The 22,590-nt window shown below is 63.5% G+C and carries 26 protein-coding genes; 13 read left to right on the forward strand and 13 right to left on the reverse strand.

Annotation, left to right across the window (positions count from 1 at the left end):
- Nucleotides 1-86: 86 nt before the first annotated feature.
- The 4 genes from E2L06_RS14835 to E2L06_RS14850 form a co-directional block, all read right to left on the reverse strand.
- Complete coding sequence (locus E2L06_RS14835) at nt 87-1,151, reverse strand: Brp/Blh family beta-carotene 15,15'-dioxygenase (protein ID WP_138782388.1); 1,065 nt, start codon at nt 1,149-1,151, stop codon at nt 87-89.
- Nucleotides 1,141-1,923 (reverse strand): lycopene cyclase domain-containing protein, encoded by a 783-nt coding sequence (locus tag E2L06_RS14840; protein ID WP_138782389.1) that lies wholly within the window; start codon nt 1,921-1,923, stop codon nt 1,141-1,143. Before E2L06_RS14840 ends, E2L06_RS14835 begins: the two co-directional genes overlap by 11 nt.
- 158 nt (nt 1,924-2,081) lie before the next feature.
- Complete coding sequence (locus E2L06_RS14845; protein WP_138782390.1) at nt 2,082-2,957, reverse strand: bacteriorhodopsin; 876 nt, start codon at nt 2,955-2,957, stop codon at nt 2,082-2,084.
- Between the two features lie 302 nt (nt 2,958-3,259).
- Complete coding sequence (locus E2L06_RS14850; RefSeq protein ID WP_138782391.1) at nt 3,260-3,985, reverse strand: bacteriorhodopsin; 726 nt, start codon at nt 3,983-3,985, stop codon at nt 3,260-3,262.
- 166 nt (nt 3,986-4,151) lie between these two features.
- Between E2L06_RS14850 and E2L06_RS14855 the strand changes: the two genes are divergently transcribed.
- Both E2L06_RS14855 and E2L06_RS14860 read left to right on the forward strand, forming a co-directional pair.
- Nucleotides 4,152-4,760, forward strand: a complete 609-nt coding sequence (locus E2L06_RS14855) for a hypothetical protein (RefSeq protein ID WP_138782392.1) — start codon at nt 4,152-4,154, stop codon at nt 4,758-4,760.
- Nucleotides 4,761-5,075: 315 nt separating this feature from the next.
- A complete protein-coding gene (locus tag E2L06_RS14860; protein ID WP_138782393.1) occupies nt 5,076-5,978 on the forward strand; it encodes an NAD+ synthase in 903 nt (300 codons plus the stop codon).
- 31 nt (nt 5,979-6,009) lie between these two features.
- Here the strand turns inward: E2L06_RS14860 and E2L06_RS14865 are convergent, their stop codons facing one another.
- From E2L06_RS14865 to E2L06_RS14875, 3 genes are all read right to left on the reverse strand, one after another.
- Nucleotides 6,010-6,423, reverse strand: a complete 414-nt coding sequence (locus tag E2L06_RS14865) for a hypothetical protein (protein WP_138782394.1) — start codon at nt 6,421-6,423, stop codon at nt 6,010-6,012.
- Between the two features lie 45 nt (nt 6,424-6,468).
- The gene (locus E2L06_RS14870; RefSeq protein WP_008010686.1) at nt 6,469-6,762 is read right to left on the reverse strand and encodes a helix-turn-helix domain-containing protein; all 294 of its coding nucleotides are present in this window, start codon (nt 6,760-6,762) and stop codon (nt 6,469-6,471) included.
- A gap of 224 nt (nt 6,763-6,986) precedes the next feature.
- Nucleotides 6,987-7,640 (reverse strand): DUF5305 domain-containing protein, encoded by a 654-nt coding sequence (locus E2L06_RS14875; protein ID WP_171052385.1) that lies wholly within the window; start codon nt 7,638-7,640, stop codon nt 6,987-6,989.
- Here E2L06_RS14875 and E2L06_RS14880 point away from each other — a divergent pair.
- The 4 genes from E2L06_RS14880 (at nt 7,524) to E2L06_RS14895 (ending at nt 11,639) form a co-directional block, all read left to right on the forward strand.
- The gene (locus E2L06_RS14880; RefSeq protein ID WP_394348744.1) at nt 7,524-8,012 is read left to right on the forward strand and encodes a hypothetical protein; all 489 of its coding nucleotides are present in this window, start codon (nt 7,524-7,526) and stop codon (nt 8,010-8,012) included. The two genes, E2L06_RS14875 and E2L06_RS14880, sit on opposite strands and share 117 nt — an antisense overlap.
- A gap of 242 nt (nt 8,013-8,254) precedes the next feature.
- Nucleotides 8,255-8,569, forward strand: coding sequence for a hypothetical protein (locus tag E2L06_RS14885; RefSeq protein WP_138782395.1), 315 nt, complete (start codon nt 8,255-8,257; stop codon nt 8,567-8,569).
- Nucleotide 8,570: 1 nt separating this feature from the next.
- The gene (locus E2L06_RS14890) at nt 8,571-10,385 is read left to right on the forward strand and encodes a ribosome biogenesis/translation initiation ATPase RLI (protein WP_138782396.1); all 1,815 of its coding nucleotides are present in this window, start codon (nt 8,571-8,573) and stop codon (nt 10,383-10,385) included.
- Between the two features lie 81 nt (nt 10,386-10,466).
- On the forward strand, nt 10,467-11,639 hold the full coding sequence (locus E2L06_RS14895; RefSeq protein ID WP_138782397.1) for a PHB depolymerase family esterase: 1,173 nt from the start codon (nt 10,467-10,469) through the stop codon (nt 11,637-11,639).
- Nucleotides 11,640-11,728: 89 nt separating this feature from the next.
- Here E2L06_RS14895 and E2L06_RS14900 read toward each other — a convergent pair whose 3' ends face one another.
- Nucleotides 11,729-12,250, reverse strand: a complete 522-nt coding sequence (locus E2L06_RS14900) for an archaemetzincin family Zn-dependent metalloprotease (RefSeq protein WP_138782398.1) — start codon at nt 12,248-12,250, stop codon at nt 11,729-11,731.
- Nucleotides 12,251-12,289: 39 nt separating this feature from the next.
- On the opposite strand from E2L06_RS14900, the gene E2L06_RS14905 reads away from it, so the two are divergent.
- The 3 genes from E2L06_RS14905 to E2L06_RS14915 all read left to right on the forward strand — a co-directional run bounded on the left by E2L06_RS14905 (nt 12,290) and on the right by E2L06_RS14915 (nt 13,998).
- The gene (locus E2L06_RS14905; protein ID WP_171052386.1) at nt 12,290-12,691 is read left to right on the forward strand and encodes a UPF0146 family protein; all 402 of its coding nucleotides are present in this window, start codon (nt 12,290-12,292) and stop codon (nt 12,689-12,691) included.
- Between the two features lie 107 nt (nt 12,692-12,798).
- The gene (locus E2L06_RS14910) at nt 12,799-13,008 is read left to right on the forward strand and encodes a molybdopterin-binding protein (RefSeq protein ID WP_138782399.1); all 210 of its coding nucleotides are present in this window, start codon (nt 12,799-12,801) and stop codon (nt 13,006-13,008) included.
- 108 nt (nt 13,009-13,116) lie between these two features.
- Complete coding sequence (locus tag E2L06_RS14915) at nt 13,117-13,998, forward strand: TIGR01548 family HAD-type hydrolase (RefSeq protein WP_138782400.1); 882 nt, start codon at nt 13,117-13,119, stop codon at nt 13,996-13,998.
- A gap of 86 nt (nt 13,999-14,084) precedes the next feature.
- Here E2L06_RS14915 and E2L06_RS14920 read toward each other — a convergent pair whose 3' ends face one another.
- A complete protein-coding gene (locus E2L06_RS14920) occupies nt 14,085-14,639 on the reverse strand; it encodes a Rieske 2Fe-2S domain-containing protein (RefSeq protein WP_138782401.1) in 555 nt (184 codons plus the stop codon).
- 106 nt (nt 14,640-14,745) lie between these two features.
- On the opposite strand from E2L06_RS14920, the gene E2L06_RS14925 reads away from it, so the two are divergent.
- From E2L06_RS14925 to E2L06_RS14940, 4 genes are all read left to right on the forward strand, one after another.
- Nucleotides 14,746-14,997, forward strand: coding sequence for a hypothetical protein (locus tag E2L06_RS14925; RefSeq protein ID WP_138782402.1), 252 nt, complete (start codon nt 14,746-14,748; stop codon nt 14,995-14,997).
- A 104-nt stretch (nt 14,998-15,101) separates the two neighbouring features.
- Nucleotides 15,102-16,763 carry an acyl-CoA synthetase gene (locus tag E2L06_RS14930; RefSeq protein WP_138782403.1) on the forward strand — a complete coding sequence of 554 codons (1,662 nt, stop codon included), beginning with the start codon at nt 15,102-15,104 and terminating at the stop codon, nt 16,761-16,763.
- A 113-nt stretch (nt 16,764-16,876) separates the two neighbouring features.
- Nucleotides 16,877-17,692 (forward strand): GNAT family N-acetyltransferase, encoded by an 816-nt coding sequence (locus E2L06_RS14935; protein ID WP_138782404.1) that lies wholly within the window; start codon nt 16,877-16,879, stop codon nt 17,690-17,692.
- Between the two features lie 116 nt (nt 17,693-17,808).
- The gene (locus E2L06_RS14940; RefSeq protein WP_138782405.1) at nt 17,809-18,270 is read left to right on the forward strand and encodes a pyridoxamine 5'-phosphate oxidase family protein; all 462 of its coding nucleotides are present in this window, start codon (nt 17,809-17,811) and stop codon (nt 18,268-18,270) included.
- A gap of 15 nt (nt 18,271-18,285) precedes the next feature.
- On the opposite strand, the gene E2L06_RS14945 is transcribed toward E2L06_RS14940, so the two are convergent.
- From E2L06_RS14945 to E2L06_RS14960, 4 genes are all read right to left on the reverse strand, one after another.
- Nucleotides 18,286-19,545: an MgtC/SapB family protein gene (locus E2L06_RS14945; RefSeq protein ID WP_138782406.1), complete on the reverse strand. Its 1,260-nt coding sequence runs from the start codon at nt 19,543-19,545 to the stop codon at nt 18,286-18,288.
- A 263-nt stretch (nt 19,546-19,808) separates the two neighbouring features.
- Nucleotides 19,809-20,249, reverse strand: coding sequence for a DUF2391 family protein (locus E2L06_RS14950; protein ID WP_138782407.1), 441 nt, complete (start codon nt 20,247-20,249; stop codon nt 19,809-19,811).
- Nucleotides 20,250-20,333: 84 nt separating this feature from the next.
- Nucleotides 20,334-21,062, reverse strand: a complete 729-nt coding sequence (locus E2L06_RS14955) for a hypothetical protein (protein ID WP_138782408.1) — start codon at nt 21,060-21,062, stop codon at nt 20,334-20,336.
- A 130-nt stretch (nt 21,063-21,192) separates the two neighbouring features.
- Nucleotides 21,193-22,551, reverse strand: coding sequence for a sodium:calcium antiporter (locus E2L06_RS14960; RefSeq protein WP_138782409.1), 1,359 nt, complete (start codon nt 22,549-22,551; stop codon nt 21,193-21,195).
- Between the last annotated feature and the right edge of the window lie 39 nt (nt 22,552-22,590).

Genomic DNA, 22,590 nt, shown 5'->3' on the forward strand with positions numbered 1-22,590 from the left:
CTCGATCGCACGACGGCTGTGCGGTTGGTGTGTAAATCGTTTCAGTTGTTACTATAGCCGAGTAATCGATCGCCTCGAGCCGGGTCCTACGGCGACCAGAGGCGCTGTTCTCGATCGAGTAACGTGACGATGACCACGTGCGGGAGCGTCAGAACGGCGATCGTCACCAGATAGAGCGCGAGCACGTCGGGGACGGTTGCGGGCGTGCGCGGGACCGAGAGCCCGATCCCGACGAGGACGAGCAGTCCGCCCGCGGTCAGTGGCGCTGCATCGCGGGCGAAGCGACGAGACGCGGCTCCGATCGCCCCGCGTTCGAGCGCCGCACCGGCGACGGAGTCGACGAGCATCGTTCTGAGGATATGCCGGAGGGAGTGCCAGAAGCAGAAGTAGAGCCCGATCGCGAGGATCGGCGGGACGATCGCGAAGTAGGCGACGAGCCCGATCGCCTCCGCGGTGTCGACGATCCACGGGCCGCGATCACCGTCGCTCGTCCGGACGAAGCCGAGACCCGTCGCGAGCACGATGAGGGAACCGAAGCCGATCGCGACGGCCGCCCGCACCGACGCGGAAAACGCCGGCTCGAGCGCGGCCGCTGCGTCGGGGTCGAACAGTCCGACGAGCGTCTCGGCGACGAACGCGTACTGGGCCGGGAACGCGACCAGCGGGACGAGCATCGGAAGTCCGCCACGGACGACGAGGGCGAGGAGCCGGCTAGCTCGTGTCTCGAGATGGTCGGCACGGACGAGCGCGAGCAGGGCGTAGACGTCGCCCTGCCCCCAGTGGACGAGCGTGACGAGGATAAACAGGACGAACGCGACGACGGGGGCGAGAAACCAGACGGCGGCGTAGGCGGAGCCGACCAGCAGGTAGAGGCCGCCGACGAACGCGAGCGACCGCTGAGTGATGGGGTCGCCCCGGGCCCGCGGCAACACGAGGTGGTCGACGGCCCCGTGGGGAAGCCCGAGGACGACGACGCTGAGCGCCAGCGGAACGTACTGATACGCGAGCGGGGGCGAGCCCACGAAGATCGTGATCGAGACGACGGCGACGATAAGCAGTAGTCCAACGCCGAGGCTCAGGCGGGCCGCCAGTCGGCGGGCCGCGGCATCCGTGTGGGGGACAACGCCACTGGAGGTCGTGTCACCGCTCATCGGAACTCGCGGCGAGTCGTGTCGCCACCCTAGTGAGAGACGGGAGTTCGTGGACGTGATCGAGCAGCCACACGTACATGACGAGTCCCTGAACGAGGAACAGATTGGTCACGAGAAAGAACAACGCCTCCTCGACTGGGAGTCCAAGGGGCGCGAAACCGATCGTGTGGGCGTCCGAGATGACCCAGATGCCGAGTTGGATCGCGACGCGGTCGACGACCCAGAGGTAGACCGTCGGGACGGCGATAGCGGCCACCAGCGGTCGCCGGACGGCCCAGAGGTACGTGAGGCCGAACCCCCACTGGATGGAGAGGATCGGCCCGGCCCAGAGCAGCAGCCATCCGAGATAATACGTCGAGGTGTCGGCGGTCAACAGCAAGCCGACACCGGCGATCGACAGGCCACCTCCGACGCCGATCAGCCGGTGAGCGAGCGGGATCGCCAGCGGCCGATCGGCGGTCGCCGGCAGCTGGAACAGCCAGAACGCGGTCAGCATCGGCTGGAGGACGAAGAAGAGGTACTCCTCGATCGGCGTGTGCCAGACCGTCGCGACGACCGCGCCCTCGCCGTACCACCAGACTCCCTCGGGGATCAGGTGATTCGTCAGCGGCGTCGTGTAGACGACGGCGAGGCCGATCATAATAGCGAGACCGGAGAGCGGCCGAGCGCCCCACCAGGCCCGATCGCGTCGGCGCGCGAGCCAGCCCAGAATCAAAAGCGGCGGGAGGATGAACGCCAGGTGAACGCCGAAGTACGTGAGTGGAACGGTCATGAGCGTGTGCCGCCGGTTCTTTGCAGAGAGCGGGTCTTGTAGTCGTCCTAAGGCTGGCGCCGACAAAGCCCCAAATCCGAACTGGTTAGGCCCGACCGGAACACGAGGCGACGCGTCGGTGCCGACACGGATACCGGACCGACCCGGGACCGGGACAGTCAGTCGTCCGACGGCCCGGACCCGGGGAGGCTGGCACCGTAGTCTGAGCCGCCGGTGATCGACGCCGGTTCGTCGACGACGTAGAACATGGTGAGAAACGTCACGACGTACTTTGTGATGATGTCGAGGATGCTGTAGCCCCACGAAGTGATCGCGACGTCCAAGATCGCGATTCCTTCGACGCCGAGCATCCAGAGGATCGGATAGCCGAACCAGCCGACGACGGTAAGGAACTTGAGCGTCCGAAACAGATCCGACGTCCCCGTCCGCTCGGCTTCGGCGGTCCAGTCGACGAGGATGACGTATATGATCACGAGGAAGAAGATCGACGATAGCACAAACCACCACCAGCGCAGCACCAGCGAGGACGTCGTCAGGGCCGCCGCCAGGCCAGTGACGCACATCGCGATCGTAAACGCACAGGTCGTGAGGATCTTCGTCCAGTTCGACCCGGCGATCATCCCGAGCACGATCAGGATAAACGGCGTAGAGAACGTCCACGTGAGATACCGCCCCCACATCACCAGCACGCCGTTCTGGCCGGCCGTCGTCGCACCCGCGGCCGGGTGGCCTGCCGGCATCTCGATGACGCTCAGCGTCAGCCCCGACGTGAGACCGGTGTAACTCGAGATCGAGACGACAGAAATCAGCAACAGCGCGGTTGCGATTGCCCTCGAGCGCGGATCGGTGAGGGACCGTCCGAGATAGACGATTCCGAGAATCGTGAGTCCGGCGAGGGCGATGTTGACGACGAACGACAGCGCGAGCAGGGTGTTGCCGCCACCGAAGACGTACTCGAACAGTTCCGCGTCGGTCGGGCCGGTTTGGAGCACGTGTGCCCGGACGGCGAGCGCGGACGCGACAAGTGACTGCATGCGTACAAGTTACTGCACCATCATTACCCATAAACGAGTGTCCGTCCCGATGCGGAACATCATGGGTGTTGAGCGGTCAGCGTGCGGTGAGCGGCCAGTGCTGCGGTCGCATCGAGAGCCGAGCAGTACGTGATGTCGCATCCAACCTGTTTCGAGCGTTCGTTTCCGACTCGATCGCGAGACACTGTACCCACTGACCCGTTCACGCGGGACAACGATCGGTCGAAAGGGAAGGGGAAGTCGATTCTGCTCCGTGATGGACTAGGACGCCACCGATCGTCGGGAGGCGTCCTGGTGGGTCGTCACGCGGCTGCGGCGGACGGCGTGGCGGCCCGTTCCAGGACGGAGCGGCTCCGGAGCAGGACCACCCCGAAGCCGACCTTCGCCGAGAGGTCGAGCATCATGAACGCGGCCGTCTCCCAGTACAGCGGAAGGATGCCGAACGTCCCTTCGGTGCCGAGGATCCAGACCACCGGGTAGAGGAGCCACAGCGCGATGACCAGGTTGCGAAGGGTGCCGAACAGCGACGCGACCTCCGACGGCCGGTCACGCGCGTTCTTCGAGAGCGTCCCGACGAGCACGTACAGGAGCGCGAGCAGGGCGCCGGTGCTGATGCCCCACCACGCGATCCGGGTTCCGGGGGTCGCCGCGAACGCCGCGATCGCGCCGGTCCCGATCATGAAGATATCGAGGCCGATCAGCGTCGCGATCGTGTTGCGGTTCGCTCCCGCCAGCAGCGAGAGGTCGAGCAACAGGAGTGGCGTCGTGAACAGCCAGTCGGCGTAGCGTGCCCAGTAAATCGTGAGCATCTCGTCGCCGACCATCACTTCGGTGACGCCGAAGCCCGTTGCCATCGCGAAATACATCGCCGCTGCGATCGCCGTGATGAAGGTCGTGATGATGTAGAACTCCTGCATCTTCGGGTCGCGAACACCGCGCCCACGACCGATGAAGTACAGGGTTCCGATGGTCATTCCGATCGTTCCGATCCACAGCCACAGGGATTCTGGACCGACTAGTGCAGCCATATCTGGTGGTAGTGAGCTACAAAATATACCACTTGAGCCTAACGAAGATAACCGTTAGACAGGAGTGTATGTCCGGAATTCTGATTCTGGACGCGAAATCGGAGTGTATATTTCGACGGCCTGTGTTCGGCCACCTGAACCGACGACCGATCGTACTCTCGAGCTGATGACTTCAACTGACCCCGACGATCCGATTGCCGACGCACTCCTCGGCGAGTCGACGTACGAACGACTTCGAGTGGAGCGATACGCGCTGATCAAGCGACGAATTCCCCAGAAACTCGTCTACCAGAGCGGCCTGTTGCTCGCGCTCGCACTCATCGTGCCGATCGCGGCCACCTATCCGACGTCGGTCCAGTCAGCCTTCCCGGGTAGCGCGCCCCTGTGGGCGTCGCCGCTCGTCCTCTGGCTCGGCGTGTACGCCGGCGGCATCGAGCTCGGAACCGCGGCGTGTCTCGTCGTAGTCGCGACCGTTCGCCGGAGCCGTGAACCGCAGCTCTCGGAGTCACAGGCGCACGTATTACTGAACGTCGAGGACGTCGCATCGATGTTCGGGCTGGCAACCGGCGGGTTCGCCGTCCTACTCACGGTTGGCTTCTTCTCGCTCGGCCACGCGGGAGGCGAAACGTTTCAGGCGGTCATCGACTCCGCGCCGCGAAACCCGTACGGACAGACCGGTGTCTCGGTCCCCGTGATCGCAGTCGGCGCCGCAGCGGCGATCGGTTCTGGTGTCATTTATTTGGTCAGCCGGTATCTCGCGCCGAAGTCGCAGTGAAAACACGGCCTGGAGCAGCCGGCCCCGCTCAAGCATCCGTGAGAGCCAGGTCTTGAGGGGGAGTACGATCGCGGAAACGATGCGCGCGCGAGGATCACAGTCCGTCCTGCCCTCGTACGAGGAGCCACGGGGGATCCACGAACGAACGGAATGCGGCGCGTCTCGGTACAATAAGTGGACGGGCAGTCAGCGACACGCCCGTCAGATAATCATGTGACTGCGAACCATGGACAAGAGTACTAGCTGTTCAAGCATTAGCTTCTTATATGAGACAATCGTTTGGAGAGTCAGAGAGCAACAACGTGATCCGCACAGATGGGAGCAGATAGTAAGACGTACGTCTACCAGAGCATCGAACGCACGAACGGGCCGTTTTTGACCGACCGGCAGTCGCTCGAGCGGATCCGTGAGCGGATCGTCGCTGACATCCGGGCGACGGTCGCCGACGCGAACGCCGAGGGCGTCGTCGTCGCGATGAGCGGTGGAATCGACTCGACGCTGACGGCAGCGCTGGCGGTCGAGGCCGTCGGCAGCGACAACGTCCTCGGGCTGGGGCTGCCCTGTCACATGACCGACCAAGCACACGTCAGCGACGCCCACACGATCGCCGACGGCATGGGGATCGACTTCCAGGAGTTCCAGTTGCGGCCGCTGCTCGAGTGCTTCGAGGAGACGGTCGCGAGCGACCTCGAGCCGGAAGAAGACGCCGACGACCGGCCCAACGAGCGCAACCACGAACTCGGGAATGCGACGGCGCGGTTGCGGATGCTCACGGCCTATTACGCGGCGAACCGCCAATCGCGGATCGTCCTCGGGACGGCGAACCGCTCCGAGCGGCTGCTCGGCTACTTCACCAAGCACGGGGACGGTGCGGCCGACGTCCATCCGATCGGCGACTGCTACAAGACGGAAGTACGAGCGCTCGCGAAACACATCGGTCTCCCTCGCCGAATCGTCACCAAGGAGCCAACAGCAGGATTCTGGGCGACCCAGACGGACGCCGACGAACTCGGCGCGCGCTACGACGTCATCGATCCGTTGCTCTATCGTTTCGTCGAGGAAGGCTGCTCACTCGAGGAGGCTGTCGCCGGACTCAGGATCGACCGCGAGACGGCCGCGGAAATCGTGTCGCGGTACGCCGAGGCGGCCCACAAACGTACCGTTCCACCGACGGCAGAGATTGCCGGCCGTGGCGAGGCTGCTTCCCGGTTCGACTGACTATCCGTCGAACGGTCGTGTGAGAGAACGGCTAGGGCTCGAGGTCGACGGCGTAGAGCTCCGGATTGCGCCACCAGAACAGCCCCCACGCTAGGAGGAAGCCAGCGCTCATCGCGAGGATATCCAGCACCGTGCCGGGAAGTCCGACGCCGACCAGCGTGACGAGTGCGATCGCTGATCCCAGGATCGCCCCCGTCACGACGAACAGGACGTCACCGATGATTTTCGTCCGTGACTGTGTCCAGTATGGCTGGCGCTCCTCGTCGTACCAGATCCCGACGTAGATCAAGACCGGTGCCATCGCCGCGATGACCGTAATCGATCGATACACCTCCGGAAGCACCGCCGGTACCAGTACCAGCAGGTTGAGCAGGTTCGAACCCAGCACTGCAAGAAACAGTCCGACCACCAGCCAGCCCCACCGCGGGAGCCGCTCTTTGTTCATATTGGGGACGGTCCCCGCTAGAAGATAATCCTGGCGCTCTGACCGTTATTCCGCACAGCAGGCGTCCTTCTTCGGGGACTCCTCGACGCCGTTGCCGTCGGCCGCGACCGGTTCCTCGAGTCGATAGAGGCTCTGGCGAGCGTCCGCAAAGTAGATGTCCTCGTCGACGATCCCGATCCCTTCGAGGCGCTCGAGCGCGTATCGGACCGTCCGGGCTGAGAGCATCGATTCCTCGACGATCTGTTTCTGTGTCAAGGGTCCGTCGTACTCGAGGACCTTGAAGACGAGTTTCGCGCTCGGTGGCAAGTCTTCGATCTCCTCCCCGTCGGTCTCTGCCATACTACGAATCGAACGGTCCCAGCAGTATAAAAGTTGAGCCTTACCAAAAATAAGATCGTGATACTGCTCTGTGTTTTTCCGTCCGTAAGGTGAAGTATCAGGTGTTCAATAGGCGGATTCTCGTATTGTAACAGGGAAGCGAGCGGGGGAGAAACGAGGAGGTCCACTTTCAGTAAAGAGTCGGTTAAACAGGTCGGAAACCCCTGTGCAGGGACAAAACGATATTACAGTTGGTTCCAGACCTCCTCGTCGTCCTCGAAGCCATCCGGATCGTCGGCATCCGCGAACTCGTCGATCCCCTCGAGTTCGGAGAGGTCATCCGAGGGCAACTCCCCGTCAGCGTCCACGACGGCCGACTGACTCTGGAGGTCCATCTCCGGCCAGGCAGTCTCCTCCCAGAGCCCCCGATCGGTGTAATAGTAGATAACACCGTCGTTGAGGACCGCGAACAGGTCCCGTTGCTGGTCGTGGACGACTCGCTCGTTCGTATCGATCGCGACGTCGACCACGTCCTCGAGTGTATCGAGGGCGACGTGATAATCGCCGATCCACATCGGGATCGATCCCTGTGAGATCCACTCGGCGTAGCGCTGTTCGTGGACCGCCCGGCGAGCGGCGTCGATATCCGCTGGCGACCGGCGGGTGACGAGCACTGCACCGGCGAGTGCGAGCGTCCCGAGCACTGACAGCCCACCGATCAGTGCCGGACTCCGGGACTCGGTCGTCCGAGTGATTCCGCTTTGATAGCTGTTGGTTGCCGAATCCGACAGCGATCCATCGATCCAGTAGGCTTCCTCCGTGATCGTCACCGGTGCCGTCGTCGTTATCGTTCCTTGATGACGACCGGTATCGTACTCCGTGTGAAACTCCAAAATCAACTCGACCGAGCCGACGCCGGCGAGCTCGCGCTCGAGTTGTCACTTCAGCAGACACACCTGCCGACACTCGAACGCGCAGACATTATTGAATTCGACGACCGAACGGTTGAACTCACTGACGAAGCCTCTGAACTCAAGGTCTACCTCGACATCGTGCCAAGCGATTCGATCCCGTGGAGCGTCTACTACCTTGGATTGACTGTAATCGGCGGAATCATAATGGCTGGGTTGTGGCTCGAAGTAATTCCGACCGGCACGGTTCCGGAACTGGGGTGGGCAACACTGGTATTCGCGCTGTTTGCCGTCTCATCGGCCGTCTATGTTGTGCAGAACCGACGAATGCGACTTGGCGAGATGGGAAAGCCACCGTGATCTACTGTTCATATACCCACAGAGTTAATTGCATATCCGGGTGAACAAGGCGGTGGAGTTCGTAGTTTTTATCGCCAATGCAGCTATTTCGATGATTCTGGTATAGAAGTCCGTATCCAGAATGGAAATCTAACAACTCCAAAATATAGTCACAGATTCAAATCTGTGAAATCCGTGACCCCAATAATTCCCTCGAGCGCCAACCCGAACGCCTTTTCAGCCCCGCCCGCAGACATCAATCCATGTCGACCGAATCGATCAGCGACCGGCGCGAACACATCCGCTCGGTGGGCGTGACGGCGTTGTCTGCGCTGCTGGGCGTCGCCGCGGCGCTGGCTTCTGCGGCCTGGGTTGGCGTCTCCGAGGCAGCCGCCCAGAACACGCAGGCGCTCGCGTTCGTCCTCGGCGCGATCTTCGTCCAGTACGTTCTCATCAACGCCGCGGGGATCTACGACGACGACGAGTTCGGGACGAAACACTACCTGTTCGTCGCGTTCATGACCTTCGCACTGTGGTTCGTCACGTGGGGTATCCTGCTGACTGCGGAGGCGTCCTGAGATGGCAGATGACAGCATCGCCGTCGTAGACCTAGACCGGTGTCAGCCCGACCGGTGTGGCTACGAGTGCAAGAACTACTGCCCGCCGAATCGCACGGGCAAGGAGTGTATCACCCTCCGCGGCGAGGAAACCGACGAGGGCCAACCCGAGCAGATCCACATCTCCGAAGAGATCTGTCTGGGCGAAACCTGCGGGATCTGCGTCGAGAAATGTCCCTTCGACGCGATCGAGATCATCAACCTCCCGAAGGAGCTCCAGGACGATCCGGCCCACCGCTACGGCGAGAACGCCTTCTCGCTGTACGGGCTTCCTGCACCCCAGGACGGACAGGTCACCGGCATTCTGGGCCCCAACGGGATCGGGAAGACCACCGCCGTCCGCATTCTGGCCGGCGAACTCGAGCCAAACCTTGGCCGCCACGAGGACGAGCCAGGGTGGGACGAGGTGCTCGAGGCCTACCGCGGAACCGAACTGCAGGATTACATCGCGGACGTCCGCGACGGCGACGTCACTATCGCGCGAAAGCCCCAGTACGTCGACCAGATTCCCAACAGCTTCGACGGGAACACCCGCGAGCTGCTCGAGCGGACCAACGAACGCGGGGCGTTAGACGAACTGGTCGAACGACTCTCGATCGGGCCGGTCATGGACCAGTCGATCGACGACCTCTCGGGCGGGGAACTCCAGCGGGTCGCCATCGCGGCCACACTCGCTCGTGATACGGACTTCTACTTCTTAGACGAGATCACACCCTATCTGGACATCGGCCAGCGCGTGACGGCAGCGCGGCTGATCCGCGAACTCGCGGAGGAGGAGGACAAGTCGATGCTCGTCATCGAACACGACCTTGCGATCCTGGACTTGCTCGCCGATACGCTTCACGTCGCCTACGGTGAGCCCGGGGCCTACGGTGTCATCACCTCGCCGAAATCCGTCCGCAACGGGATCAACGAGTATCTCTCTGGCTATCTCGACAACGAGAACATGCGGATCCGGCCGAACCCCATCGAGTTCGAGGAACACGCACCGCGAACGGCGACCGCCGCCGACACGCTCGTGGAGTACCCCGACCTCACCAAGAGCTACGGTGATGGCGAGTTCAGCCTCGAGATCGAAGGCGGCACGATCCGCGAAAACGAAGTGCTCGGCATCGTCGGCCCCAACGGGATCGGGAAGTCAACGTTCGCGAAGCTGTTGACGGGCAATCTCGAGCCCGACAAAGGCGACGCCGATCTCGACCTCGACATTTCCTACAAGCCCCAGTACGTCACCATCGACCAGCCCATGCGGGTCGACGCGTTCCTCTCGTCGATTACCGATCAGTTCGGCTCCTCATACTGGAACACCGAGATCGCCCAGCCGCTACAACTCGAGCGGATCATGGAGCAGAACCTCTCGGATCTCTCCGGCGGGGAACGCCAGCGGGTCGCCATCGCGGCCTGTCTCTCCGACTCGGCGGATCTCTACCTGCTCGACGAACCCTCGGCGCATCTGGACGTCGAACAGCGCGTGCAGGCGACCAGCGCAATCCGCCGGTACGCCGAACAGCAGGACGCCACCGTGTTGGTCATCGACCACGACATCTACATGATGGACCTGCTCGCCGACCGGCTGATGGTCTTCGACGGCGAGCCTGCCGTCCACGGTCGTGCCGGCCAACCGCAGCCGATGCGCGATGGCATGAACGAGTTCCTCGCGAACCTCGAGGTCACGTTCCGCCGGGACGAGCGCACCTCGCGCCCGCGGATCAACAAACCCGAGTCACAGCTGGATCGCCAGCAGAAAAGCGAAGGCGAGTACTACTACGCACCGTAGGGTCGCAGATCAGCCCTTCTCGGGACGGAATCGGTCGCCGAGCCCAGAACTTATACTCGAGTGGATAGTCATGGCTGCAGTATGCCCGCCAGTGACGACACGGACGCGACCGACGACGCCGTCGGTCGCCGAACGCTGCTCCGTGCGAAGGAGCTGTTGCAGTCGTCTCCGCTCGGTGCCGAACGCGCCGTCCGGTCTGGCGATGAGAGTGGGGTTTCAGAGCCGGGTTCTGCCGCCGGTGCGTTCCTGGGCAGCGACCACGACGGGCGATCGTACCGGCTGTACGTGCCACCCGGCTACGACGCCGACGAGCCGGTGCCGTTGCTCGTGTTCCTTCATGGCTGTCGACAGACGCCAGCAGCGTTTGCGGCCGAAACCGGGATGAACGAGGTTGCAGCGGACGAGACGTTTCTGGTCGCCTACCCGAAACAGTCGCGCTTTGGAAACCCGCTCCGGTGTTGGAACTGGTACGACGACACGGACGCCACACGCGGGAACGGCGAACTCGCCTGGCTCGCCGACCTCACGCACAGCGTGATCGATGAGTTCGCTGTCGACGAGGATCGAGTTTACGTCGCCGGGCTCTCGGCCGGCGGGTCGATGGCGGCTCGAGCGATCGTCGAATACACCGACCTGTTCGCTGCAGCGGGCGTTCACAGCGGGCCTGCATACGACGCCGTCGGAAGCGCGCTTTCGGCGCTGTCACAGATGTACCGCGGCGACAGGCAGGACGGGCGTGAGGCGGGGATCGAAGCGTACGAGGCGATGGCCGACCGCGCACGTGCGATTCCGACGATCGTCTTCCACGGAACCGACGACGACGTGGTCGACGTCGCAAACGCCCGGCAACTCACCGCAGGCACGCTCCGTGCGAGCCATCTCGGGGTCGACGGCGACGAAGAGACGCTCGAGGTCGAGCCCGACCGGGTGGAAACCGGCACAAGCGGCCCGTACGAGTATGCCAGACGCCAGTATCGAGACGGGAGCGGGACCCTCGTCGTCGAAGAGTGGCTCGTCGATGGGATGGGTCACGCCTGGTCCGGCGGCAGTTCCGACGGGCGGTTTACCGCACCCAATGGGCCGGACGCGAGTCGCCTGCTGTGGCAGTTCGTCAGCGAATACGAGCGATCGACACTCGAGGCCGTGGCCGACGCCCGGTGGACGCTGCCGATCGTCGGTCCGGTCTCGCGTAGCCGGCTCTCACGGGTGCAAACGCAGGTGCGAGCGGCGGTCTCGCGACTGATCGAACGGTAATACCAACTCGAGAGCCGGTGTGCAACGGAGAGAAACGAAACTCCACCTCGTCGATCGACGGTCGAGCGTCGAACAGTGTCGAAACGGAATTAGCTGATCAGCCGCTGGCAGCTCCCACAGAGGTTCTCTTCTTTGATGTCGACCTCGCGAACTGTCGGCGAGAAGTTCATCACACAGCGGTTGTTGTCACAGTGCTCGAGGCCGTAGGTGTGGCCGATCTCGTGGACGATCTCCTTGCGGACCCGATCCTCGAAGATGTCGGCGGCGCTTTGATTCGAGAAGCCGCCGTCGCTCGAGGTCTGGAGCCGATAGGTGGAGACGACGCTGCCGCTGCCGTCGAGATAGGCGAGGCCGAAGACGTAGTTGCGACGCCGGTAGAAGAGATCGTGCGGGGTGATGGCGATGTTTTTCATGCCACGGCCGACTCGCTCGGCCAGTTGGATGAACGGCTCGGCGGAGTACTGGTTCCGGTCGGAGTCGTACGCACCGTTGGGAACCGACTGCGAGTCGTTGATCGACACGTCGCAGTCGTAGACCGATCGCAACGCCGCGGAGGCCGCCCGCTTGACCTCAGCGGAGACGTTCCCGACCGGTACGATATCGACGAGCATAGCAAGTGCTATGACCGCGGGTGGCATAAACGTCCCGCCATGGCCGACTCGCGCCGGAATCCCGGCACAATAATCGATTACCTGACTGCCTACCAACGGGTCGTCGAGGTCGGGATCGGCCACCGGACCGATCTCGCTCGAGCGCTCGCCGAGCGAGGGGTGTCGGTCACCGCGACCGACATCTACGACCGCGACGTGCCGGACGACGTGACGTTCGTCCGCGACGATATCGTCGATCCCGAGCCGTCCGTCTACGCGGACGTAGACGCGATCTACGCCCGAAATCTGCCACCGGAGCTCCACCGGCCGGCGCTTGCGGTCGCTCGGGACGCCGACGCCGACTTCCTGTTTACGACCCTGGGCGGTGACCAGCCGGCGGTTCCGGTCGAGCGCAAGACCGTCGAGAGTGGGACGCTGTACGTCGCTCGAGCGATTCGCTGAACGACCCGCGTGTTCGATAGCGACGCAACTGTCCGATCCGGCCAGTAATCGCGCCCGTTGAGCCTGCCGGGAGGGACTATAATATCGCCGCGCTGGTGGTGATCGGTATGGGATTGAGCGCTCGGAACCGACTCGAGGGAACGGTCCAGTCGATCGAGACGGACGGTATCATGGCGGAGGTCACGATCGAGACACCGGCTTCACAGACGGTGACAGCAGTGATCACGACCAGTTCGGTTGATCGGCTCGGAATCGCGGAGGGAGACGAGGTGAACGCGGTGATCAAGGCGACCGAGGTGATGGTAGCAAACGAGTAACCGGGGCGTAACTGGGAACGGAAGAGCGTCTTTCGTCCGAGCAACGAGTCGTGGTGCTTCCGAATCGAATCCGATCGCCTTTATTCCCAGCGTCCCGTCCGAACGGGTATGAACGCAGATGCCGTCGTCCTCGATATCGACGGAGTACTCGTCGACGTCGCCGACTCCTACCGGCGTGCGATCGTCGAGTCCGTCGACGCAGTCTACGGCCGGACGATCCGGAAAGACGATATTCAGGAGTTCAAGGACGCAGGCGGGTTCAACAACGACTGGGAACTGACCTACGCGGCCGCACTCTACGTGCTGGCGACCGAGGAAGGCTACGGCGAGTCGCTCGAGGCGTTTACCGACGAAATCGCTGCTGCAGGCGGCGGCCTCGAGGCGGCCGAAGCCGTCGTCCGCGAGGCGATCGGTGCCCGCGCGACCCAGCGTGTGACCGACCACTGGGACCGCGACCGACTTCGCGATGTCTTCCAGCAGTTGTATCTCGGTGACGAACTCTATCGCGGGCTCGAGGACGGCGAGCCGGATCTCGACCGGGAGACGCCGGGGTTCATCCACGACGAACCAGTGTTGCTCGAAAGCGAGGCCCGCGACCGGCTGCTCGCGGAGTACGACGTGGGCGTCCTCACCGGGCGGCCGGAGGCCGAGGCGGAGATCGCCTTAGAGCGAGTCGGGCTCGACGATGCGATTCCGGTCGACCGTCGGTTCACGATGGACGACTGGGAAGAGGGGAAACCACACCCGAAAGCGTTGACGACCCTCGCAGAACGGTTCGACGCAGCCAGCGTCGCGTTCGTCGGTGACACGTTAGACGACGTTCGGACGGCAGTCAACGCCGACGAGGCCGATCCCGAGCGAGAGTATCACGGGATCGGCGTCCTGACCGGCGGGTTGACCGGTGAGACAGGCAGACAAAAGTACGAAAGCGAAGGCGCGGCGGCGGTGCTCGTGTCGGTCAACGCGGTTCCTGACTGGCTCGAGTCGTAATTCTCGGCGCGAAGCAGTCACGACCGGCAGTCGTCGTCACTGACAGTCGCTGCCACCCAAGCAGAGGGAAGCCGTCGGCGACGATCTCACGCAGCCGGCTCGTCCAGTCGTCGGCACGACTCGAACCGATCGTCCGTCAGGTAAACGCTCCCGTCACGGATGGCGACGGCAATGGCATCGAGCGCGTCACCGCGACACGGGCCCGCCGTACAGACGCCGTCACCGCACTCGAAGCGCGCGCCGTGTTTGTGACACACCAGTTGCTCGTCCCGGACGATCGCACCGGAGCCGGGATCGAGCCGGACATCGGGTTCGTGCGGACACGAGTTTCGCCACGCGGTCACGTCGTCGCCTGTGCGGCGGAGAATCAGCTCCGTCCCCCGATTGCCGGAGCGGGCCTCACACCGGAGCGTCCCGTCAGTCGGGATGTCCGCGAGCGCGGCGATGCGGCGGGGATCGTCACAGTCGGTCACGTCGTCCGCGGACGGACCGTCGGCGTCGTCTGTGTCCCCGTCATCTCCGCCACCGACGCTGAATCGAAACGTCGCGTCGTCGGTCGAGACGTCGCCCTCGTTGCCGTAGACGCGAACCGACGTCGATTCGTCGTCTCCCTCGAGCGTTACCCGGACGGAATCGGTCATACCCACTATTTTCGGCCAGCCTAAAAATAGGTTCCGAGACGGACTGCCCACGACGGCTCCCGAAGCCGCGCGGTACGCCTTTATGATGGCCGAGCGAAAGGTGGATATGGACGACGCCGAAGTCACCGTCGACGTCGAAGTCGAAATCGAAGTGGACACCGACGAACTCGAGATCGAAGTCGGCGACAAACGCGAGTTCGAGGGCGAACTCGAGGCCGATGGCCTGACGATCGAGATCGAGGCCGACATCGAGGTCGAGGGCGAAAGCGAAGCTGACGAGGAATCAGCCGACGACGCCGACGACGAGGAGACTGAAGCCGAGGACGACACCGAAACCGCGGAAGACGACGAGGAGTAGGCAGTCAGGGCACACGGCAGAGCGCGCTCATCACGGTACACTGTCCACCGCTCTTGTGAACGCGTGTCGAAAAACGCTATGTGCTGGCCCCGGTAGGCCATCGCATGACCTGGACGGTAATGCCGACGTACGACGAGCACAGGACGGCCCGCGAGGACTTTTCGTGGGACCTCCCCGACGAGTACAACCCTGCGGTCGACTTTCTTCGGAAACACAACGACACGAGTCGGACGGCGCTGCGGTACGAACATCCCGAGAACGGCCTCGAGACTTACTCCTTCGACGACCTCGACGAACAGTCGGATCGCCTCGCAGCCGCGTTCGCCGATCTCGGTGTGGCAGCCGGCGACCGGGTCGGCGTCGTCGTCCCGCAGAAGCCACAGAACCCGCTGACCCACCTTGCGAACTGGAAACTGGGTGCGGTGTCGGTGCCGCTGACGGTCCTCTTTGGGCGCGATGCGCTCCAGTACCGGCTCGCAGACAGCGAGGCCACAGCGGTGGTCGTCGATCCCAGTGTCCGGGAGACGATCGACGAGATCCGCGAGGAGTGTCCAGCACTCGAGCACGTCATCGAACTCGGCGACGCCGACGCGGTCACAGGCGAGGCACACGCCTTCGACGAGCTCGTCGCATCCCACGAGCCGGGCATCGACGTCTACGACGCCACCCCCGAGACGCCGACGGCGATCATGTACACCAGCGGCTCGACGGGCCCGCCGAAGGGGGTCCGCCACAGTCACGCACTCTGGCTCGGGCGCGCTGCCGCAGCGTACAACTACTTCGATCAGGGCCTTTCGGAGGGCGAGGCCACGCTGTGGACCCCAGCGGACTGGGCCTGGGGTGCAGCCCTCGGTGGCACCCTCTTTGCGGCGTGGCACCACGGCTGTACGATCGTCGGCTGGCCCCGCGATGGATTCGATCCCCACGAAGTCTACGACCTGCTCGAGCGCCACGACGTCACGAAAGCCTTCATGCCGCCGACCGCGCTCCGGATGCTGATGGGCGTCGACGATCCCGAAGCCCAATATGACCTTTCGATCGAGACCTTCGCCTCGGCCGGCGAGCCGCTCACCTCGGAGGTCGTCGAGTGGGTCGAATCAACGTTCGAGGACGTCGCGATCAACGAGTTCTACGGCCAGACCGAACTCAATCTCGTCGTCGGCAACTCGGAGACGTGGTTCGACACGCGGCCGGGCAGTATGGGCAAGCCCTTCCCGGGCTACGAGGTGGCGGTGCTCGATCCCGAGACGCACGAACACAAAGAGCGTGGTGAGACTGGCGAACTCGCGATCAAACCGGGCGATCGCCGCGTCTTCTTCGACGAGTACCACGGCCTGCCAGAGAAGACGGCGAACAAGCAGACTGCGGATGGGTGGTTCCTAACCGACGACCTCGTCGAGCGCGACGAGGACGGCTATCTGTGGTTCGTCTCGCGGGCCGACGACGTCATCCTCACCAGCGGCTACCGTGTCGGGCCGATGGAGGTCGAGGACGCAATTCTCACTCACGAAGCTATCGAGCAGGCCGGCGTCGTCGGTGTTCCCGACGATACGCGTGGTGAAGCGATCAAAGCGTTCGTCAAGCCCGCGAGCGACGAGTACGATCCCGACGACCTTCGCGAGGAGATCCGGACGCTCGTCCGCGACCGGCTAGCTGAATACGAGTATCCCCAGCACATCGCGTTCGTCGAAACGCTCCCGACCACGACGACGGGCAAGATCCGACGGCGGTCCCTGCGAGAGCGCGAGGGACTCGACGACGGGTAGCCGGACGCGACGGCTCGAGGCTGGCGACGAGGAACGCTCGAGCCGATCGAATCCGGAGCGTCGCTTGTTCGCGCCGGCAGCCCGCTTATCGGGATCGATCCCGAGTATCCGGTATGGAAATTCGGGAACCGGAGTCCGCGGAGACCGAACGGATTCGCGAGGTCGTCGACAGTTCGATGACGACCTCGTTCAGGCTCAGCCCGGCACAGATCGATGGGCTAGTCGACGAGCAGTTCGCTGACGAGGCAGTCGTCGACAAGCGCGAGGACGAGGAGACCCTGCTGCAGGTCGCCGAAACTGGCGCGGAAATCGAGGGGACGACCATCGCCGGGTTCGTCGAAGGGCGACTCGAGGACGGGTGGGGCGAGGTCAGGTGGCTGTTCGTCGATCCGGAACACCGTGGGAAGGACATCGGCACCGAACTGTACGAGACTGCGACCGAGACCCTCCGCGACCGCGGGGCCGAGCACATCTGTGTCACCGTTCTCGAGGCCAACACGGAGGGCCACGACTTCGTCGAACGGCTCGGTCTCGAGCACGACGGCGACCGGCGGGTCGAGATCGCCGACGAGTCGGTCGTCAACTACGTCTACACGGAGCCGGACGTGGACGCGACCCTTCCCGGTTCGGCAGGGGAGGACGCAGCAGACGAGGAGTTTCCCGAAACGGAGCGGGTCGACGAGCAACTGACGACGGCCGACGACGGAACGACGGTGTACATCGCCCGCGACGAGGAAGAGTCCGGCACCGCGGCGTCGTTTTTCGTGACCTACGAAGACGACGCCCACACCGAGCAGTACGGCTTCTACTGTGCGAACTGTGGCTCGCTCGCGGTCTCGATGAACAACATGGATCGCCTCGAGTGTAGTGACTGTGGAAACACCCACACAGAGCGGTCCACGGAATCGTACGACGACTCGTACCTCTAGTGGACAGGGCCCGCGACCCGCGCTGCGGTCCCACCGGTCACTCGTGACAGCAGACCGTATGAGAGAACAACTATAGCCCGCGGCCGCGTAGCCATCCTCACTGACTTCTCCCGCTGATGAAACACATCGACTACGCGTACACGTTCGGCATCGACGAGTCGACGATCGAAGAGCGGCTGCAAACGGCCGAGACGGGCGTCCTCTCGCTTTCGAAGGACGACGAGAGTTACGCCATCCCGCTGGCACACTACTACGACGGTGACGGACTCTACTTCCGGCTCGGCGTCACCGACGGGAGCCGAAAACAGGCGTTCATCGATGCGACCGAGACAGCGTGTTACGTCTGCTACGGGACGGAAGCGACCGACGATCCGCGCGAGATAGACTCCTGGAGCGTGATGCTCACCGGCCAGCTGTCAGAGATTCCGAAATCTGACTACGACCGGTTCGACACGGCCGAAATCAACCAGCAGTTCGCACCCATTCGCGTCTTCGACGAGAACATCGACGAGATCGAGATCCGCATCCTCGAGCTCGAGATCGACACGATAACCGGTCGAGCCACGTCGGAGTCGTAGCCGGACGGACGTTGCTTATGCGAGGAAGACGACGAGGAGGCCGATCGCTGACACGGCACCGAGGCCAGCGGTCACGAGACGGCCGAGCTCGGTGGTTCCGATCACCCACGCGAGGCCGGCTTTCACGATCGTGTTCGCGATCGCGCCGATGACGATTCCCGTTGCGGCGACGTGTGGCGTGATCGTCCCGTCGGCCGCGAGCCTGCTCAGCGTCAGCGTGATCGCGTCGACGTCGGCGAGGCCGGAGACGAACGCGGTCGCATAGATCCCCGATTCACCGAGCAGGGAGTGGGCGGACTCGGAGACCAACAGGACGGCTGCGAAGACGGCACCGAAAAACAGCGCCGGGCGCAACTGAAACGGGTTCGCGAGCTCGGTCTCGGCCTCCTCGTCCAGCGTCGTGGTCGCTCGCCAGTAGACGATAGCGGCGATGCTCGCGCCGAGGGCCGTCATCACGGCTAGCGGAACGGCGACGTATGGGAGCAGATCCCGGTTGACGACGGCGACTTCGATGAGTGCCCGCGGAAACATGACGATCGACGCGGTTATCGTCGAGAACGCACAGATCTGGGAGAGGGAACGTTCCGCACTCGCTCGTTCGGCCATCGACACCGTCGTCGCGGTCGAGGAGACGAACCCGCCCAGAATCCCCGTCAGCGCGATCCCCCGTTCCGTTCCGATCGTCCGACTCAGAACGTAGGCGACGAAACTCAGCCCGGTGACGAACACGACCATAAGCCAGATGAACCGTGGATTGAGACCGAACGCGACGTCGAGTTCTCGATCGGGGAGGAGCGGAAAGACGACCAGCACGACGAGGATGAACTTGATCGACGCGCGGCGTTCGGCCTCGTCGATCCGGTCGACGAAGTCGTGAATAGTCCCCTTCGCAGAGAGCAACACTGTGACGACACCGCCGACGGCGACGGCCAGAACCGCGCCGCGTTCCGAATGGGTCGTCAGTGCTCCCAGGACGACGGTCAGTAACGCGGCCATCACCGTCGTCAGCCCGATGTCACCCTCGAACCAGATCTTGCCGAGATACGCCACCGTCAGCGGAATCACGAGCGTCCCGACTGCGATCGGAAGCAGCCCCGGAAAGAACGCCTGGACGAGCGCGCCATACAGCGCGAACAGCGGAAACGTGCGACTCCCGGCGAACGTACCGCCCGACTCGCTTTGTTCGCGCTCGAGACCGATGAGCGCGCCGATCCCGAACGCGATCGCCACCCGAAACACCAACACTTGAAGCGGGGCAGCGAGGGGATCGGCCATGTCGCTGTGCTTCGTGGGTGGGTTCCGTCAAGCTTCGGGACTCTTCGGTGTGAGAACACCAACGACTGTGATCGTGTTTCATGTTTCATCTGTCCGTGGCATCGATTTCGATGCGTACGTGATCGATGGATGCCTGATCGCCGCGGGTGTCCGACCCCACCACGGTTGTCCGCCAAATGCGTATTATGGGCCGACTGAACGATGTGAATAAGAAGCGCGAAAGCGCCCCGACGAGTGATTTGGGTTCACAACCTGAGTCGGCGCTACTTCGCAAAGATTGTGTCTGCCGTCGCCGCGCCGACGACGCTGAAAACCGAGCCGACGCTGACGGCCTTGAACGTCGTTTCCACGAGTTGACTGGTTTCCTCAGTCTCGAGGAAGGTCTCAGGCGCCCCGAATAGCAACGCAAGGACGGTGACTGAGCCGAACGTGACGATCATCAGTGAAATAAAGCGGATTGGAATTCCGGCGACCTCCTGTTCGTCGTCGGCGTCGCGGGTCGCGTCCGCCTTGTATAGCGCCGCGTAGCCGATAGCGAAGACGATGGTCACGATCAGGAGCGCCTGCAGGATGTGCATGTTCCTCGCAAGCATCCAGACTTCCTCAGTGACCACGAACGGACCTGCGAGCAGGAACCCACCGACCATCTGCTGGGCCGAGTCCGCAAGCCGGAACTGCTGGGGGCGGCGCGGCCGGAGTCTCATAGCAGGTGATTATGCCGGACCGACAAAACGCTCCCGCTCGAGCATTACTGGTCGCTCGAGTCCACCGGCGGACTGGCTGTGACATCAGACGAACAGCAACAACGCGGCATACCCCGCCGCACCGACGGCGAACGCCCAGAACCGACTCTCGCGCTCGGGTGGCAGCTCCTCTTTGATCACGTTGAGGATGATCCCGCCGGAGAGAAACGGGACGAACACCGCCACGAGGATCTCGACGGTCTCGAGGACGTAGCCGACACCTGCACCGGCGATCACCGCCGCTGCCAGCACCCACCGTCCACGACGGTGGTACGTCCGCCCGTGATGTGCGCGGAGGCCGTCATCGGTGACGACGAAGTGCAGTGCCATTGCCACCGAAAACAGGAGCAGGTTCCCGAGTTCGCGATCCCACAGCAGGTAGCCGACGATCGCGTTGTAGGCGGCGAAGGAACCGACGTGGATCCAGAAAATGCCGTCGCCGGCTCGGTCCGGATCATGGTTCGACCGCTGGGTGAACTGCTCGAGGCCGTAGAAGGTAACGAATCCGAACAGCGCGATCAGATAGCCGTGGTGTTCGGCGAAGGCGGTCGGGTCCCCGTATTCCGCGAGCGTCACTGCGGCCTCCCCGATGTCCGGCAGGAGATGGACGAAGACGTACGCGACCGAGACGCCGCCGGCGATCGACAGCCACCGGCTTCGGGGGATCCTGCCGCCGATGCCGAGTCGACCGGCCAAGAGATGGGGCAACGTGAGGGCGACTGCAGCCACGAAGACAACCACAGTGTCAGAGCGTGGAGATCCGATCGAGAGCATCGATGGCGACGGTACCACCGCCGTGACCGTAGACCTGTGGCCGGCGATGGATACGGGCCGTAGCTGTCAGTTCCGACCGGCCAGTACCGGCCTGTGACTGTGGCGAGAAACGGGTCTGTCCGGTAGTCTGTCAGTCGTCGACGCCGTGCGGGCGCTCCTCGCCGATCGGCATCGCGTCGTTGACCGTCCCGGCGGTTCGTCGGACGAGTCGGCCGAACGATCGGCGGCGGCTGACGAACAGCGCCGTCCCGAGGACGACGTAGAGGACACTGTACGCGAGCAACAGGTCTGTACTCGAGACCGGGAGCACGACGAGTTCACGGATAATGAGAAACTCAATAACAACCTGCGAGAGGAACAACCCGAGCAAGGTGAGCGCTTCCCGGACGGAGATTTCGAACCGGAGCAACAGCCCGATCGCGAAAAACGACTGGGCGGCGGTCAGCCAGATCTCCGCGGACTGCTTGAAGTCGAACGCGAGGACGCCGTAGCGACCGAGCGCAAGCGAGTGGACGACGACGAGCGTCCCGATGAGCAGCGTCCACTGGTTGAGCTTCGACGAGATGAGTGCGTTAAAGCCCGCCGTCGACCGCGCCTTGTTGACCAGATAGACGACGACGATGAGCTCCGGCGACTCAGAAGCCAGCGGTGCGATCCACTGGATCATGAAAAAGGAGGGGATACCGACGCTCTGGCCGAGTTCCTCGAGCCCGTGAGCGAAAGGTTCGACGGCCGTGAAGATCATCGCCCCCGAGTAGGCAAACAGCACCAAAACGGTGGCGATGCGGCGGGGCCGCGAAAACCGCTGTAGGTACGCCGGCACGCCGACGTGTTGGGTTTCGGGTTCGGCTTCGCCGCGGAGAATCACCGCGATATAGCAGACATACAGGCCGACCAGAAACAGCATATCGAAGACGTCGATGCCGCCGTTGAACGGAACGAGAAACGCCCAGAGCGTCGCGGCGAGCAGGAACACGATCTCGAGACCGATGTCGCGGTCGAGGGAGACGACGTCGGCCAGCAAGCCGGGCCGTTTCTCGACGGCGGGATCGGTCGCCGACCCCCGGCGGAAGATCGTAAAGAGGGCGATGCCGGCCCAGCCGATGCCGATGAGGATGCGGTTCGCGCCGGTCATGTTGGCGACTGCCAAGTTGCCAGCCTCGATCCCGCGTTCGGTGCCGACGAACTGGCCCGCGTTCCACGCATACAGGGCGTCGACGGCGTACTCGGGGGCGACCGCGAGGACGGCCAGCACCGCGATCGCGAACGCTCGCGGGACGTCTTTCTCGGCGGTCTCGGCGGCCCAGGCGAGCAGAAACGACGCGCCGAGGACGGCGAGGCCGGTCACGACCACCGTCCAGAGCGTTGGCAGGGTTCGAAGCGCGGCCGGCGCGAACTGGGGCAGGAGATCCGTCGCTCCCCAGACGGCGACCCAGGGGAGCGTCAGTACGAGTGCAGCCGAAATCGCGCCGAGCGCTTGTCGTCTCATAGAATCGTCTTGAACTGCGTATTGGTCAAGGTCCTATAC

Source organism: Haloterrigena sp. H1 (assembly GCF_005938085.1).
Classification (GTDB): domain Archaea; phylum Halobacteriota; class Halobacteria; order Halobacteriales; family Natrialbaceae; genus Natrinema.

Bases quoted from the DNA above. Each gene is read 5' to 3' on its own strand.
- E2L06_RS14925 (WP_138782402.1), top strand. From the start codon at position 14,746: ATGGACGACGCCGAAGTCACCGTCGACGTCGAAGTCGAAATCGAAGTG.
- E2L06_RS14945 (WP_138782406.1), bottom strand. From the start codon at position 19,545: ATGGCCGATCCCCTCGCTGCCCCGCTTCAAGTGTTGGTGTTTCGGGTG.
- E2L06_RS14845 (WP_138782390.1), bottom strand. From the start codon at position 2,957: ATGCAGTCACTTGTCGCGTCCGCGCTCGCCGTCCGGGCACACGTGCTC.
- E2L06_RS14840 (WP_138782389.1), bottom strand. From the start codon at position 1,923: ATGACCGTTCCACTCACGTACTTCGGCGTTCACCTGGCGTTCATCCTC.
- E2L06_RS14835 (WP_138782388.1), bottom strand. From the start codon at position 1,151: ATGAGCGGTGACACGACCTCCAGTGGCGTTGTCCCCCACACGGATGCC.
- E2L06_RS14855 (WP_138782392.1), top strand. From the start codon at position 4,152: ATGACTTCAACTGACCCCGACGATCCGATTGCCGACGCACTCCTCGGC.
- E2L06_RS14935 (WP_138782404.1), top strand. From the start codon at position 16,877: ATGGAAATTCGGGAACCGGAGTCCGCGGAGACCGAACGGATTCGCGAG.
- E2L06_RS14930 (WP_138782403.1), top strand. From the start codon at position 15,102: ATGACCTGGACGGTAATGCCGACGTACGACGAGCACAGGACGGCCCGC.
- E2L06_RS14850 (WP_138782391.1), bottom strand. From the start codon at position 3,985: ATGGCTGCACTAGTCGGTCCAGAATCCCTGTGGCTGTGGATCGGAACG.
- E2L06_RS14865 (WP_138782394.1), bottom strand. From the start codon at position 6,423: ATGAACAAAGAGCGGCTCCCGCGGTGGGGCTGGCTGGTGGTCGGACTG.
- E2L06_RS14890 (WP_138782396.1), top strand. From the start codon at position 8,571: ATGGCAGATGACAGCATCGCCGTCGTAGACCTAGACCGGTGTCAGCCC.
- E2L06_RS14960 (WP_138782409.1), bottom strand. From the start codon at position 22,551: ATGAGACGACAAGCGCTCGGCGCGATTTCGGCTGCACTCGTACTGACG.
- E2L06_RS14870 (WP_008010686.1), bottom strand. From the start codon at position 6,762: ATGGCAGAGACCGACGGGGAGGAGATCGAAGACTTGCCACCGAGCGCG.
- E2L06_RS14905 (WP_171052386.1), top strand. From the start codon at position 12,290: ATGGCCGACTCGCGCCGGAATCCCGGCACAATAATCGATTACCTGACT.
- E2L06_RS14940 (WP_138782405.1), top strand. From the start codon at position 17,809: ATGAAACACATCGACTACGCGTACACGTTCGGCATCGACGAGTCGACG.
- E2L06_RS14885 (WP_138782395.1), top strand. From the start codon at position 8,255: ATGTCGACCGAATCGATCAGCGACCGGCGCGAACACATCCGCTCGGTG.
- E2L06_RS14920 (WP_138782401.1), bottom strand. From the start codon at position 14,639: ATGACCGATTCCGTCCGGGTAACGCTCGAGGGAGACGACGAATCGACG.
- E2L06_RS14950 (WP_138782407.1), bottom strand. From the start codon at position 20,249: ATGAGACTCCGGCCGCGCCGCCCCCAGCAGTTCCGGCTTGCGGACTCG.
- E2L06_RS14910 (WP_138782399.1), top strand. From the start codon at position 12,799: ATGGGATTGAGCGCTCGGAACCGACTCGAGGGAACGGTCCAGTCGATC.
- E2L06_RS14900 (WP_138782398.1), bottom strand. From the start codon at position 12,250: ATGCTCGTCGATATCGTACCGGTCGGGAACGTCTCCGCTGAGGTCAAG.
- E2L06_RS14860 (WP_138782393.1), top strand. From the start codon at position 5,076: ATGGGAGCAGATAGTAAGACGTACGTCTACCAGAGCATCGAACGCACG.
- E2L06_RS14955 (WP_138782408.1), bottom strand. From the start codon at position 21,062: ATGCTCTCGATCGGATCTCCACGCTCTGACACTGTGGTTGTCTTCGTG.
- E2L06_RS14895 (WP_138782397.1), top strand. From the start codon at position 10,467: ATGCCCGCCAGTGACGACACGGACGCGACCGACGACGCCGTCGGTCGC.
- E2L06_RS14915 (WP_138782400.1), top strand. From the start codon at position 13,117: ATGAACGCAGATGCCGTCGTCCTCGATATCGACGGAGTACTCGTCGAC.